Source organism: Paenibacillus sp. P46E (assembly GCF_001909095.1).
Taxonomy (GTDB): Bacteria; Bacillota; Bacilli; order Paenibacillales; family Paenibacillaceae; genus Paenibacillus_AQ; species Paenibacillus_AQ helianthi.
This window is the reverse complement of the sequence record NZ_LVYZ01000078.1, coordinates 17,923-32,946: the sequence shown is the minus strand read 5'-3', so window position 1 is coordinate 32,946 and position 15,024 is coordinate 17,923. Positions and strand designations below refer to the sequence as shown.

Annotated in this window: 12 protein-coding genes; 2 read left to right on the top strand and 10 right to left on the bottom strand. The window is 48.9% G+C overall.

Going from position 1 to position 15,024, the window contains the following annotated elements; genetic code table 11:
- Positions 1–27 precede the first annotated feature (27 nt).
- From A3849_RS28150 to A3849_RS28130, 5 genes are all read right to left on the bottom strand, one after another.
- Positions 28–438, bottom strand: a complete 411-nt coding sequence (locus tag A3849_RS28150) for a hypothetical protein (RefSeq protein ID WP_074114391.1) — start codon at positions 436–438, stop codon at positions 28–30.
- 315 nt (positions 439–753) lie between these two features.
- The gene (locus A3849_RS28145) at positions 754–2,328 is read right to left on the bottom strand and encodes an alpha-L-rhamnosidase-related protein (protein ID WP_074114390.1); all 1,575 of its coding nucleotides are present in this window, start codon (positions 2,326–2,328) and stop codon (positions 754–756) included.
- A gap of 37 nt (positions 2,329–2,365) precedes the next feature.
- Positions 2,366–3,262 (bottom strand): carbohydrate ABC transporter permease, encoded by an 897-nt coding sequence (locus tag A3849_RS28140; protein WP_083609704.1) that lies wholly within the window; start codon positions 3,260–3,262, stop codon positions 2,366–2,368.
- Entirely contained in the window at positions 3,259–4,140 is an 882-nt protein-coding gene (locus A3849_RS28135) for a carbohydrate ABC transporter permease (protein ID WP_074114389.1), read from the bottom strand. Before A3849_RS28135 ends, A3849_RS28140 begins: the two co-directional genes overlap by 4 nt.
- A 73-nt stretch (positions 4,141–4,213) precedes the next feature.
- Positions 4,214–5,563: an ABC transporter substrate-binding protein gene (locus A3849_RS28130; protein WP_074114388.1), complete on the bottom strand. Its 1,350-nt coding sequence runs from the start codon at positions 5,561–5,563 to the stop codon at positions 4,214–4,216.
- 155 nt (positions 5,564–5,718) lie between these two features.
- Here A3849_RS28130 and A3849_RS28125 point away from each other — a divergent pair, with 155 nt between their 5' ends.
- Together A3849_RS28125 and A3849_RS28120 are read left to right on the top strand one after the other, a co-directional pair.
- On the top strand, positions 5,719–7,506 hold the full coding sequence (locus A3849_RS28125) for a sensor histidine kinase (protein WP_074114387.1): 1,788 nt from the start codon (positions 5,719–5,721) through the stop codon (positions 7,504–7,506).
- A gap of 18 nt (positions 7,507–7,524) precedes the next feature.
- On the top strand, positions 7,525–9,081 hold the full coding sequence (locus tag A3849_RS28120; protein ID WP_074114386.1) for a response regulator transcription factor: 1,557 nt from the start codon (positions 7,525–7,527) through the stop codon (positions 9,079–9,081).
- 132 nt (positions 9,082–9,213) lie between these two features.
- On the opposite strand, the gene A3849_RS28115 is transcribed toward A3849_RS28120, so the two are convergent.
- From A3849_RS28115 to A3849_RS28095, 5 genes are read right to left on the bottom strand one after another with little or no spacing between them, the layout of a single operon-like run.
- The gene (locus tag A3849_RS28115) at positions 9,214–10,638 is read right to left on the bottom strand and encodes a Sapep family Mn(2+)-dependent dipeptidase (protein WP_074114392.1); all 1,425 of its coding nucleotides are present in this window, start codon (positions 10,636–10,638) and stop codon (positions 9,214–9,216) included.
- Positions 10,639–10,667: 29 nt separating this feature from the next.
- A complete protein-coding gene (locus A3849_RS28110) occupies positions 10,668–11,612 on the bottom strand; it encodes a D-2-hydroxyacid dehydrogenase (RefSeq protein ID WP_074114385.1) in 945 nt (314 codons plus the stop codon).
- A 19-nt stretch (positions 11,613–11,631) separates the two neighbouring features.
- On the bottom strand, positions 11,632–12,813 hold the full coding sequence (locus tag A3849_RS28105; RefSeq protein ID WP_074114384.1) for an aminotransferase-like domain-containing protein: 1,182 nt from the start codon (positions 12,811–12,813) through the stop codon (positions 11,632–11,634).
- A 13-nt stretch (positions 12,814–12,826) separates the two neighbouring features.
- Positions 12,827–14,041 (bottom strand): MFS transporter, encoded by a 1,215-nt coding sequence (locus A3849_RS28100; RefSeq protein ID WP_074114383.1) that lies wholly within the window; start codon positions 14,039–14,041, stop codon positions 12,827–12,829.
- The gene (locus tag A3849_RS28095; RefSeq protein ID WP_074114382.1) at positions 14,022–15,014 is read right to left on the bottom strand and encodes a M20/M25/M40 family metallo-hydrolase; all 993 of its coding nucleotides are present in this window, start codon (positions 15,012–15,014) and stop codon (positions 14,022–14,024) included. The genes A3849_RS28100 and A3849_RS28095 overlap by 20 nt, the downstream gene beginning before the upstream one ends.
- Positions 15,015–15,024: the final 10 nt, after the last annotated feature.

Genomic DNA, 15,024 nt, shown 5'->3' with positions numbered 1-15,024 from the left:
TATATATCCTATATATTTTTGTCATGATTATCCTTTTAATTCAAAAGCATCACTTACAGGGTAGGCAGTTTTTATTTTACCTGTTTTTAAGTTTGGAATAATAACGGCTCTGTGAGCTGGTGTTATATCCCAGGAAGGTTGTATTACTTGTCCTAATCCCTCTGGTATTTCTAATATAGTTGGCTTATCAACTTTACCATACAAATTTAATAATTTTGCTGCTTGTTGGTTATCTAGCCATTGACCTTGTTCTGTCATTATTCCTTGTTCATTCACTGTTCTTGCTCGTCCTTTCAATGAATCTAAAGTTTTTTTGCCTGCGCCATGTGTTTCAAAAGTATGACCAAAGTTTGGTACGCTCTTCCAGTTCACCTCACCATTTTTCCCGGACAACCATCCTGCATCATTCTTACCGGCAGCGCCCCCTTCTTTATCCAAGTAAGGTTCAACCACTGTAAGCGCAGGAACTAATGTTTCAAGTTGTTCATCTGTTACCTGCTCTGTTTTTTTAGATTCAACTGTTTTGAGCTTGCCTGCAAGATCATTGGTATATTTATCTAATTATTGATTATTCTAACTTTCAGAATTCGCTACAACAGTACTCGATTCCTCTACGATCCTTGATACTCTTTTTGGAACCTCACAAGCCATCATCACCACATGTCCGCTGCCACTCTTTTCGACCCAGAGCTTGTGATAGACAAGCAATGAACAGGGGCTTTTATCATCAAAACCATGATTTCCTTTTTGCTGTTACAAATGATATTTACGGATGAAATAAGACGGTGTACAGCTCCAGGCATGACAATAGCTGTTAATTAAGTAACTTCCATAAGGAGAAAAGTTTTTGTTCTCCGGATCGTAGAGCTCCCAGAAGGTATCCGCTCCGTCTTTAATCATCTGTCCCCAATATTTTTTGATCTCCAGCGTTGCTCTTTCCCGCTCGCCAACCTGGATCAGGGCCTCAATCAAGTGATGCATCATATAAGGAGTAGTCAAGGTTAAACCGGGTTTCTCCTCAAGCAGACGCACAAGCAGCTCTTTACCTTTCGCTTCATCTAATACACCGGCCAGTATCATCCAGATTTGCGAGGCCCAGGAAATTTGCTGTTGTTCTCCGCTCACGAAGAAGCGTAGTTTATCACTCCACAGGAATTGCAATGCTGCCGCTGTGAGCCTTTCAATGCTCGCCTGCAGGAACTCTTGATTGTGATCCTCCAGTATTGCCGCAAGCTGCAGTGCCGACTTCATATTGTAGATTAATATCGCCTGGGCGGAGGCTACTTTACTCAATTGATCCTTCCAATCAATAAATGCCCACCACGATGGATCGTCCAGTACGATATCACGCGCATCCAACCGTTCGAGCGACAATTCAATTTGCCGAAATGCGGTTGGCCACAGCTCACGAAGCGTGTCCATATCCTGAGTAGCTTCATAATAGTCACCCAGCGCAGCCACAAAAAAGAGCGAATAGTCGAACAGATAGGTATCATCGGGAATGACCACAGGCTTCATGAACAGGTTAGCCGTAATCAGTCCTTTATCTGTTGGATAAGCAGCAAAAAGATACAGGCAGCGTTTGACCAAATCGTAATTTTTGAACGTTTCGTAATTGGCCAGCGCCTGCAGCCGAAGATCACCAAGCCAAAGTCTGCGGTCCCGCTTGGGTCCATCTTCAAAAACCTCCTGCATGCAGTCTTCCAACGTTTTGATGCTGACCTCGTCAATCCGCGCAAGCTCCTCGTCAGTATGCTTCAGCGGAACAATCATTTCAGGTGAGGCCGAAGTGACGGTTGTACAGTAGACATCATCGAAGATCACCTTGTACTTCACGGAGGTGTCCAGTACCTGAAGTTTCAAATACCTGAAGCTATAACGGCGTTCCATATGCAGTGTGTGAGGCAATACATCCAAATGATAGGTTTCCTCCTGCAGCCAGGAACGGCTTAACCAGCCCTCATATTCGGCAAAGGATTCCCCCATTTCAACCGGCATTTCTCCCAAGATTACCTTTAAATACAGCGGCGCATCAGGCGGACTTCCATCCGGCTCAATATGAAGCGACAATTTGCCCACCAAGTGTTTGCCAAAATCCAAAATGACCTCATCCCCTTTTCCAAGGGCAAGCGAAGGCAGTTCATCGGCCGATTGTACAACCTCAGTTCTCCAGCCATGAACAGCTTCTTCATCGGTTATGACTTTAATCAAATGCTGCGGACGGCAGACCTCATGGAATAATTCGGGAATAAGCCGCTCTGCCGCCTGGGCAAAAGCTTCATTTTTTTTTATGTTCACTGCTGCACTCTGCCCTATAGCTTGGGACATCATCCAACCTCCTAATCTAGATTTATCACTAAGCAGATCAACCCTTTACCGAACCAACGGTAAGCCCGCCCACGAAATACTTTTGCAGGAAGGTAAATGCGATGAGCAGCGGCAGCGCGCACAAGATGCAGGCGGCGAACAGCACGTTCCACTGTGTAGGGTTCTGCTGGTCGCCCATGAAACCGAGCATTGCCAGCGGCAGCGGTGATTGCGAAGCTTTGGTAATGAAGATCATATTAAAGAAGTAGTCATTCCAGATCCATACGCCCTGCGTAATAATAACCGATACAGTAACCGGAATCAGCAGTGGAAATACGACTTTCCAGAACCGGTAAAACAGTCCGGCCCCGTCGATATGCGCGGCCTCTTCCACTTCCTCCGGTACTCCGCTGCGGATAAAACCGGTATACAGGAACGTAGAGAACGGCAGGCTGCACGTAATGAACATCAGGATCGGCGTATACTGCGTGCTCGGAATGTGCAGGCTGTTCAGCATTTGCACAATCGGAATCAGGACCATTTGACCGGGAACCACAAGTCCCGAAAGAAAGAACAGATAGAGAAACTGACTGGTTCTGCTCTTGATCCGGGCCATCGGATAGGCAGCCATCGACGCAATCAGTACTACGACGATCACGGAAATGCCGGTCAGAACCAGACTGTTCATAAAGGCCTGCGAAAAATGCATTCGTTCAAATGCAGAGCGGTAACTGGACAGCGAGAACTCATTAAATAAATTGACGGGATTGCTCATATTATCCGGAGAACGCAGCGAGGTGGACAACGCGATCACCAGAGGAATCAAATTGAGGACCATCACTGCAATAACCAGTAGTTGAACCAGTGCCTTTTTCCCCAGGTTTCGGCCGCTTAGCCGTTTTAACGCTCCTCGCTTTGGATCGGATGCAAACATGTTTTTGGTCATCGACGTCATGCCGACACCTCCCGTTTGTTCATATTGAGCACGAAGATTCCTGTGATGACCATAATGAACAAGAAGGACAGGATACCAAGCGCAGAGGCTTTGCCAAACATTTGCTCCGTGAAGGCCATTTTATAAATTGAGAAAATAAGGGTGTTAGTCGAAGTTCCAGGACCGCCGCTGGTCATAATGAACGGGAAGTCAAAGGCTTTCAGACCATTGATTAAGCTTAGTGTAATATTGATGGTCACCGAAGTGGCAAGCAGCGGAAGCTTGATATTTCTCAATAGACGCCACGGGCCGCAGCCGTCAATTTCACCCGCTTCCAGCAAGTCCTTAGGAACGGTCTGCAGACCAGCCAGAAAGATAATCATCGTAGTGCCAATATTTTTCCAGATTTCCACAAAGATAATCGAGTACAGGGCGGTGGAATAATTACCGAGAAAATTGATGTTTTCTGTGTTAACGCCTATTTTGGACAAAAGGGTGGTGATCATCCCGGAATCGGGCATATAGACATAACTCCAGATAAAACCTACGACAATTGCACTGAACAAGGTAGGAATATACGAAATCGACCGGTAAAAGCCCTTACCGCGGATATTCATATTCAGCATCAAAGCAAGTGCTAATCCAATCAAGTTACCTAATGCGACACTGATTACGGTATACAATATTGTGTGCCACAGCGAGGTTCCGAGTGTTCCGCTTGCGAACAAGTCTTTAAAGTTGTCCAAGCCGATATAATTAAAATCCGGCGAGAACCCGTTATAGTCGGTAACACTGTATTGAAACAGCTTCAGAATCGGAAAGATCCAGAATATCAGGTAAAATACCAAAGCAGGGATGGCAAAAAAGTACATCGTTTTTTTCATTACAGTCCGGTTCATTTCTCTCATCTCCCTTTTAATCCCGGATGCACCGGCCATTACTTATGGCCGGTGATCCTTTAAAGTTGTATGTCTATTTCTTGCTCTTTGCCAATTCCTTATACTTTTTGTCCATGGCCGCAGTCACTTCCTCCGGCGTCGTCTTCTGTCCGCCGATAATGTTGGCAAACTTCGCTTCCATTTCTTCAGCTACACCTGTCACCCACATCTGATTCGGGAAATAGATGGAGTTTCCGTTAGTGTTATAGTCATCGAATACAGTTTTGAACAGCTCATGATTGAGCGGAACGCCTTTGTATACGCTGATGGAAGTATTGGAGTCCACCCAGCTCTTGAACAGGTTGGATTGGCCGTCGAACCAGTAATTCAAAATTTCTTTGGCGATAGCTATATTCTCCGATTTGGCATTGATGGCATAACCGGCGGATGTCGCCGCAGCAATATAAGTCGGCTTGCCGGCATCATTAGCCGGGAGCGCGAAGAATCCGCGTGTAAACTCAGATGCGCCTTTAGCAGTCAATGTCGGGTAATCCCAGTCTCCGTCAAACACCATTGCAGCTTTGCCGTCAATGAAATTCTGGGCCGCTTGAGCGCTGCCAAGCCCCAGGGAGTTCTTAACAACATAACCCTTATCATACAGTTCCTTGAACATGGAAACCGTCTTCACCCATTTCGGATCCGTCAGCGAAGTTTCACCATTTTGCAGTTTCGTGTCGAACTCTTTATCATCTGGATAAACGACATTAGCCGCAATCTGATACATCCCGAACTGAATGAAGAACGGATCTTTGTCCCCTAGAACGATTGGAGTGATTCCCGCATCTTTCAGCTTCTGGCAGGCTTCGAGAAAGGAAGGCCAATCCTTGGGCTGCTCGGTAACTCCTGCCTTCTGGAATAGCTCCTGATTGTAGTAAACCCCTAGCATATCCATGCCTGAGGGAATCGCATATTGCTTCCCTTTATAGGACATGTCTTCTTTGGCGCCTTTACTGATATTGTCTAAAAATTTCAGGTCAGACAGATCAGCGGTAAAGCCTGCTTTCGCCATATCGTTCACAGCAAGCGATGCATTTCTCGGGAACACAAGGAAGATGTCGGGTCCTTGTCCTGCCGCCAGCTTCGTACGTACAGAGGTAATATACTGCTCATCCGGGTATTTTGAAGTTTCCAGCGTTACATTCGGGAATTTTTCCTTAACCAGCTTAGGAAGAATGTCCAATACAAAATCCTGACCGTCCGGTGCCTTTGTCCCTGACATCATTAAAGTAATCGTCACCGGTTTAGCACTGGAATTGCCCGAATCAGCCTTGCTGCCGTTTGAAGCAGCCGGCTCATTGTTTGAACTCGAACCGCAGCCGCCAAGAAGTGACGCAGACAAAATCAAAGCGGTGAGACCGGCCCAAAGTGATTTTCTAGCTTTCATAGATTAAGACCCCTCTTTCGTTTCCGTTTATAAAGTGTACTTCTGTTTACGCTTTCATTTTACAATTATCGGCGGTATACTTACTTTGGTCATTTGAGTGCACTATCTTTGGATTACAGCGGTCATTAACGCTTTTCGCGAAAGGAAGAATTGGATTGCGATTCTTTAATATCAAAACCAAACTGTTTCTGGTGCTGCTTATTGTTTCTATTGTCCCAATTATAGTAGTCACTTTTAGCTCCTACCGGAGTTATACCGAGCTTGTAAATAAGCAGACTTCCTTAGTGGCAGCGACAACCATTGGGAATGCGGTCGAGAGCATTGAAGCTGTCCTGCAAAATATTGAACGGATTTCGATCACCTTCCAGCAGCAATCCTCCAGTTCAACGGAGTATAGAACCGTCAGTGACGAATTGAAGCAGCTCCAGGCTACAAATGACTCTTTCGAAATCTATACAATCCGCAATAAGCTAAAGCTGATTTTCCAGAATGTGCTGCTGGGCTACGACTATATCAATGGCATCTACCTGTTCACACCGGATGGTAAATTTATCAGCTATGGCTCGGCAAGCGACCTCAAGGCAGATTATAATCCGCTGCAAGACAGCTGGTATCAGAAGACACTGGCCAAACAAGGAGAGCTCTACATCAGTGATAATACAATTAAGCCTTATTTCATTAACGCAAAACCTTCTATTTCCTTCTCGCGTGCGGTTTACGATATCAACACGGGCCAATTTCTTGGCGTCTTCATGCTCGATTGCAGTCTGGATATATTCAGCGGCTTGAATCGTAATCTGGCTGCCAATCTCTCCAACATTTATTTGGTGAACGAGGACGGAACCCTGCTCTTTGAAGGTTCAAAGAACACAGTAGGTTCAACACTGCCTGCCGATCTGTGGACCAAGGCCCAAAACATGAACGGCGACCAAGCAAAATACTATAATTCCGATGATATAACGGTAATACAAGCCTTCCCCAGCAACGGCTGGAAAGTCATTGCAAATCTTTCGACCTCCAAGCTGTATAAGGAATACGGTATTTCACAAAAGCTGATTATTTATATCTCCGCCACCTGCGCGGTGCTTTTTGTGATCCTCTCCATTATCCTGTCCGTATGGATTACAAGGCCGATTATTGAGCTCAGCCGGACCATGCGCAAAAACAAATCGCAAAAATTCATTCCCTCCAAGGTCAAATACAAACGAAACGATGAGATCGGCATTCTATATACGGAATATGACAAGATGATGAGGGACATTGACCTGTACATCCGCGAGAGCTACCAGAACCGCATTCTGACCCTGGATTCCCAGATGAAGGCGCTGGAAGCGCAGATCAATTCACACTTTTTATATAACACGCTCGAGTCCATTAACAGTATAGCCGAAATTGAGGAAGTGGAAAGCATCGCTACCATGACCAAAGCGCTTGGCGATATGTTCCGGTACAGTATCAAGACAGAAAGCGAGCTGGTCACGGCCTCTGAGGAATTGCAGCATGTGGACAATTATATGGCGATCCAGCAAATCCGGTACGGAGACAAAATCTCTTTTCACAAGACAATTGACGAGCGGGTGCAAGGCAGTAAAATCCTGAAGCTCATTTTACAGCCGCTGGTGGAGAATGCGCTCTATCACGGACTTGAAAATAAAAAAGGTAAAGGCAGCATTACTGTGAACGGCTGTAGAGAAGGAAACGATTTGGTGTTTGAAATTATCGACGACGGGATCGGCATGACGACAGCCCAAGTTGCCGAGATTCAAGCCCTGCTGGCCGAACCCCCGGAATTTGGCGGCTTTGGACAAAGAAATAAACGGAGCATCGGGATTAAAAACGTCCATTCGCGGATTGTGCTGTACTACGGTCCCGGATATGGACTTACCTTTGAGAGTCTGGAAGGCTTGGGTACCACAGTGAAGATCACCATCCCGGTAAATTAAAGAAAAGGACGGATGCAAATGCATACTTTTATTGTGATCGACGATGAATACCTCGTTCGAAAAGGGCTAATCAAGAAGATCCAGTCCTTTGAACAGGAGCTCGTCCTGCTCGGGGAGGCAGAGAACGGAGAGGATGCGCTGGAGCTGATCGGGCAAACCGACCCCGACCTGATCCTGACCGATATGCGGATGCCGGTGATGGATGGCAAATCCTTGCTGCGGGTCATGCAGGAGAGATATCCTCTTAAAAAGATCATTGTCATCAGCGGACATGCTGATTTTGAATATATGCAGGAGGCGATCTCCGCCAGAGTAGTCAGTTATGTACTCAAGCCGTTCAGCCGCGAAGAAATCCATCAAGCGCTGCGCAAAGCCATTGATTCGTTAGCATCGGAACGTGCCGCCAAGCAACAGGCTGCATTATCCAAAAGTGAAAATGAAGCCATGATTCGCCAATTGGATCAGCAAAAACTGCTGCATCTCATCTTGGATGAGCAAACAGGCAAACCCGTTTCTTTTCATTCTGAACAGATGAACCGTTTCGGGGCTGCAAGTTTCTATGTTCTGTTGACGGTGTATAGTTCCACGCAGATCAATCCGGATCTTTTTGCCGCTGGCATTCATGAAGATTTCATTTCAGTCCCGCACCCTGTGAACGAACATTTGGTATTCGTGGTATTCGCTTCATATGAGCGGGTTTCCTATAAAGGAATGGACACTAGCTTCGCATTTCTTTACGCCGATCAATTGTTCGAGACGCTGCGTGAGATTCCCTATAACAGAGTATTTGCGGGCCTCAGCGCTGCTAAGTCCAATATGGCCGAACTGTATCAGGCGCAGAAGGAATGCTTAAGCGCAATGAACAGCAAGGGGATCATGGATTATGGCTCCATAATCGTTTACAACGCCGAAGACCGTCCTTCGGAAATGCCTTTATGGAATAAAACCGGGGACTTGATGTTCTATTTGGAAGCCGGACATTCCTCTAAGGTTAGGGAAAGTGTCGTCGATTTCATTACTTTTTATATGCAGCTGCCGAGTGCCACACTATTCCAGCTCAAACACCAATGCCAGGAACTGGCTGCGGAAATCAAACAATTGCTCGGATTACGTCTTCCGGATACTGCCTATCAAACGACTTCTTCCAGCATGGAGGCTGTACTTAATACATCATTTGACCCGGAGGAAATCCGGCAGTATTTCATGAATGTGCTGCCAGACTTGGCGGAACTGCTTAAAGACAGCACACCTTATTCTTCACCGAATGTAATCGATAACGTGAAAGTTTATATTCACAGAAACTATTTGCAGGATCTGACCTTGGAGAAGGTTTCCTCTTTATTTTTTATGAACTCCAGTTATTTAAGCTTTTTGTTCAAGGAGAAGACCGGGGAGAATTTCACGGATTTCATCAACAAACTGCGGATTGAACACGCCAAAACTTTGTTAAAAACTACGGATGATAAAGTATATATCATTGCAGGCGCGCTTGGTTTTGACAATGAGAAATATTTCTTCCGCCTGTTTAAAAAGAGCACCGGTCTCACACCGGAAGCTTACCGAAACCAGCCTTGAGTGCATATGTTACCAACCTTTGTTCAGCATACAAATGCAGTCGCCGCAAACCCCAAAAAACTACTGTTCAACGCGTTGTGGCAAAACAAGCGGTGAACAGTAGTTTTTTTGCGCTGGGCAGTTGAGGGTGTACTAGTCCCTGCTGCATATATCAATAATGACCTGGGTATAGATTTGGGCAGCGGTAAGTAGGTCATCGATCACCGCAAATTCATCAGCTCCATGAATCCGTGTGTCCATATCCGGCATGGTGGCTCCGAAGCAGACAGCCCCGTCTATGCCGTGCACGTAGGTCCAGCCCCCGATGGACTCGCAGCCTCCTTCAAGCCCGGTATATTGAGTGTAAGCTGCCAGTAGAGTCTGAACAAAAGGCGAATCTGCCGGGGTATGATGTGCCTTGGTGAAGCCCGAACGTTCCAGTTGAATGCCGGACGCCTCCAGCCTCTCCGCCAGAACATGCATTGTGTTCTCCTCGGTGGCACAGACCGGAGTCCGGCAGTCCAGGAACCCGTACAATTTCACCGGCGTATAATCGAAGATTCCAAAATTCAGCGTAAGCTTCCCAGATACCTCGTCCTGCATTGCAATTCCCGCCGCATGGGCGTAATAATCGCCATGCGGGAAGATTTGCGCGAGGCTCCGAAGTGCACGAAAACCTGTACTGTCGGGAAACGGAAGCTCCGTCAGCAGCGCAATCAGAGCGGTCACAGCATTGATCCCCTGCCCCGGACCTGCGGCATGCGTACCCACTCCTTCGGCAGTAAGCTTCACTTGTCCGTCCTCCAGTGCCGTGACCTTGAATGCCGCTCCTGTCTTCCTCCCGATCTCACGGGCATAGGCGTTGGTGACCACATGATCCAATCCTTCAATGACCGCTTCGGCTTCAGCAGGCACGACATTGGAACGGGAGCCTCCTTTGGCGTACAAGATGGCTGGAAGCAGCCCTTCATCGGCAAATCCCGCTTCAAATGAAGTGTGAAGCCCGCCCTTCTCTGTGTTCAGCACCGGAAATTCGCCGTCCGGCGTGAAGAGGTGCGGCGGTGCCGGGTGCTTGGAAAAGTAGTAGCGAATATCCCCGAAGCCGCTCTCTTCATCTGTTCCGAGAATAAGCCTGATGCCTGACTTCAGCGGAATTCCCAGTTCTTTCACAGCAGCAAGGGCGTACAATGCCGCGACTGCCGGCCCCTTGTCATCGGTCGCCCCTCTTCCAAAGATTTTCCCATCCTGAACCGTTCCCGCATACGGATCGAAGGTCCAATTGGAGCCTTCGGGCACAACATCCAGATGGGCGAGAATACCCAGCTTGGCCTCTTTGTCATTGACCTCCACCGTGCCCACATAATTCTCGATATTAGCGGTGCGAAGCCCGAGGCTATCAGCCAGCTCAAGTGCCAGCTTCAGGGCCTCTGCGGGACCTTCTCCAAACGGCCTGCCTTGGAGCGCTTCACCCTTGACGCTTCGGACAGTAATCAGCTTCCTGATGCTCTCGATGAACTCGCTTCTATGGCTGGTGAAATAATGTTCAATCTGCTCCCGCACGACTGGTTCCCCCTTCATTTCGGCCTCTGCCCCCAATGCTCTATGCATCAATAACATTCCACAAGATCTACGGGACTGAGCAGCTCCTGTCCGCTTCTGAACAATAGCAGATTCTTTACAAAATGCCGGATGGAGCTTTCCACGTAATTCCGGGTAATACCGGCGCTGTGCGGAGTAATGATCACATTCTCCATATCCCAAAGCTCGCTTGCAACCGGCAACGGCTCCTGCCGGAAGACATCCAGCGCCGCACCTCCGATCACACCGCCCCGCAGTGCTGCAATCAGCGCCGTTTCGTCCACGGTCTCTCCGCGTGACAGATTGAGGAAGACTGCCGTCTCCTTCATCGCGGCAAACTCCCGCTCGCCCATTAGATTCACGGTTTCCTTCGTTAGCGGAGTAAGGAGAATGACATAATCAGCTTGCTTCAGCACCTCATGCAGCCTGCTCATATCATAGACCTGCTCAAAGCCCTCGACCGGTGAAGCAAACCGTTTCAGTCCAATGACCCGCATGCCGAAGACAGATGCCGCCTTGGCGATATCCTTGCCGATCCGGCCGGCGCCGATAATGCACAGTGTTGTGCCCGCCAGCTCGCTGAGACGGCTGTAATCCCCCCACATCCGCTTGCCTTGATTGCGGATACTGCCGCTGATATCGCGGCTGAAGGCAATCATTACACCAAGCGCATGCTCGGTCATCTGCTGCCCGTGAATGCCGCTCGCATTGCAGACACGGATTCCTCTAGCGCGAAGCTCCAGAAAAGGCAATCTGTCCACACCGGCGCTCATGATATAGAGCAGCTTGAGATTGTCGAATTTCTCCAGAAGCTCAGCGGGAAACGACTCATTTCGGGCTACGATAACATCCACAAGGGCGAGCTGTTCCGCAGGAATCTCGGAGATTGTGCCACAGACGGTAATTTCCTCACCGGTCTGCTCCCATACCATCTGCCGAACCTCCTGATTCAGAGGTACTGTTGAAATTATCATGTTTCTCCTCCTAACTATTCTATAAAGCCTTAAGCACAGCCGAGATCTTGCCAATTCCCTCGACAATCTGCTGATCACTTGGGGTGGAGAAATTCAACCGGAACGCATCGGTGCAATCTGTAGGTGAAATGGCCAGCATATTCCCGGGAATGAAGGTAACCCCTGCTGCAGCGCATTGGGTTGAGAACCGGGCGGGATCGATGTCCCCGGGAAGAGTGCACCAGATGAACAGGCCTCCTTCAGGCTTATTGTAGGAGACCCTGTCACCAAAGCCTTCCTCCATGCAGGAGAGCATGAGGTCACATTTGCGTCCATATATCTTTTGCAGTTCGGCTATATGTCCATCAAAGTTATAATCATTCATGAACCGTTCCGCCAGGACTTGTGCGAAAAGATTCGTATGCACATCGGCACTTTGCTTCACCACTACCATTTTCTGGGCAACTTCGAGCGGTGCAAGAACATATCCCACCCGGATTCCGGCTGACAGCACCTTGGAGAAAGATCCCACATAGATGACAATGCCTTCGGTGTCGAGCGACTTGATGTTCGGAATATCCTCCCCGTGGAAACGAACCTCCCCATAAGGATTGTCTTCCAGGATCATGACGTTGTAGCGCTTCGCCAGCTCATAGACCGCCTTGCGCTTCTCGAGAGACATCGTTACACCCGTCGGATTCTGGAAATTAGGAATTGTATACAGCAGCTTGATGTTACTGTGCTTCTTCAATGTTTCTTCGAGCTGCTCTATATTCATTCCATCCGGCTCCACATCCACGCCAAGAAGCTGTACATTGTAGGAACGGAAGGCATTCAACGAGCCGATAAAGCTTGGGTTCTCGCAGACAATCGCATCGCCTTCGTTGCAGAACATTTTGCAGGCCAGCTCGATACCCTGTTGCGCTCCGGAGACGATGATCAGCTCATCGAAATCTTCTCCGCAGGAGAAACGCCTCTGCATGCGTTCCCTCAGTGTCAGACGAAGTGGGGTGTACCCTTCAGTTAATCCATATTGCAGAAAGGAGGCCGGATTACTGCCAAACATGTAGGCCGATATGGACTTAAGAGCCTCATAAGGTAGCGTCTCTGGGGAGGGGTTGCCTTGGGCAAAAGAAATCGCCCCCGGCTTGCTCATAAATTTCATTCTCTCGCGGATTGCAGAGGGCTTCAAAGTCTCCACTCTATTTGAAAACGCATACATTTTTATTTCCCCCTTACCGCTGCCGGTGCGATGGGTGAAGCCGGGATTCCCCCGGCTGGTTTCGGGAAACGGCTTGAAGGCTCAGATATATGATGATCGACATTGCCGCACATCCCGCGCAGGCAAGGTATACACTTGTAAATCCCAGATACTGTGACATCACTCCCCACACCATGGAGCCGATGCCCATACCAGAATCCATAGCTGCGTTAAAAACTGCACTGGCAGCGCCCTTACGCTCAGGCTGCACACCACGGATTACCACGGCGTTCATAGCAGGCTGCACACTGCCGAAGCCAAGTCCGAACATCACTGCCGAGAGCAGGGAGACAGAGAGAGTAGGTGCGTATGCCAGAATAACGTATGAAACAGTGAGCAGCCCCACACCCGGATATACCACCCAGGCGAGCCCAGCCCGGTCAGCCAGCCTGCCGGAGAACAACCTGCTTGCCAGCAGCGCGCAGGCATAGACTGTAAAGTAGCTGCCGATTCCATCGATGCCCCTCTCCGCTGCAAACTGCGGAAGAAAAGTAATGATGCCGCCCAGGCCAAGGGTGATACAGAACATGACCAGACCAGGCAGCAGAGCTGATCTCTCAAAGAAAACATTATCTTTGCGGATAGCAGCTCTGTCACTGGCCCTGGTGCCGCTGTTCTCATAATTAATGAACATTGCCAGAAGAAGGCCTATAGCCGTAATCGTGGAAGCACTGTTGAATAGAACGCCGTATCCATACTCCTTAATCAGATAGAGCCCCAGTGTTGGACCAAAGGCAGTGGGCAGTGTAACTGTTATGCCATAGTACCCGATGCCCTCGGTGAGCCTGCTCCGTGGAACCACATCCGCAATTATAGTGCCTGCTGATGTAGAGTGGGCACTGAAGCCTGCTCCCTGCAGCACACGGATGACAAGCAATGCTGTGATCGACGCTGCCAGATGATAAGACAGAAAGACAACCAGCAGGATAGAGCCTCCTGCGAGGAGAACCCCCCGGCGTCCCTTCGCATCCAGCAGCACCCCGATAAACGGACGGCACAGCAAGGAGGAGAAGGCATAAATCCCGACAACCAAGCCTGACACCGCATTACTGCCGCCAATATCCTTGGCGTATAGCGGCAGCGTGCTCATCAGCATGCTGATGGCGGTGAGCACCGCGAAGTTGGCAGCCATGACCAGCAGGTAGCTTCTGCTCCACAGCGGGGCTCGGTCAGAAGCTGAAGGCTTCATTGACGAACAGCTTCAGCAGCTTGATGGAGGCTTCCACATCTCCCATATTCACGAGCGTATTCGCGGTGTGCGGATAACGGGTCACGACCGAGAGACCTGCAGCCTTGACACCAAAGCTCGATTGGTTGATCGAGCTGGCATCCGTGCCGCCGACATAAATCACATCAAGCTGATATGGAATCTGATGCTCCTTACTGCACTTCACCAGCGTAGCCACCAGCTCTTCGTCGCAGATCACCGAGGTATCCGATACTTTGATAGCCGCCCCCGCACCGACCGTATTGCTGCCGGTCAAATCTCCGGGCCGGTCATGGGCAGGCGTAATATCTACCGCAAGGCCGATATCAGGCTTGATCCGCTCGGCGGAGGTGACAGCCCCCCGGCAGCCAACCTCCTCCTGCACCGTAAAGACAAAATAGACGTCATTATAACAGGCTTCCAGACCCTTTAGAGCTTCAATCATCATATAGCAGCCAACTCTGTCATCAATCGCCTTGGACACCACATTGCCGCCGCCCACCTCGGTGAATGCGCCCAAGTAGACCGCATTATCGCCGACGTTGACATGCTGCTTAACCTCAGCTTCACTGGACAGTCCAATATCAATATAGAGCTGGGTAAAATGCTTCAGCTCGTCGGGCGGCACACTGCTGCAGACCACGCCGACCGTCCCGTTGGTGAATACTACCCTCGACATAAATGCGCTTCTTACATGGGAGTAGCCCAGGAATTTCACCCGAATCAGCCCATCCTTCTCAATCTTGATCACCTGAAAGCCAACCTCGTCCATATGCGCCGCAGCCATAATCCGTTTCTTGTTCTCTCCGGTCCCCTTCTTGAGAACGATCAGGTTACCAATGGCATCAGTCGTTATTTCATCTGCATAAGGAAGCACCTGTTCATGAATGAATGCACGTACCTTACTCTCATATCCGCTTAAGCCGGACAGCTGGGTCAATTGTTCGAACAGCATGGATATCAAT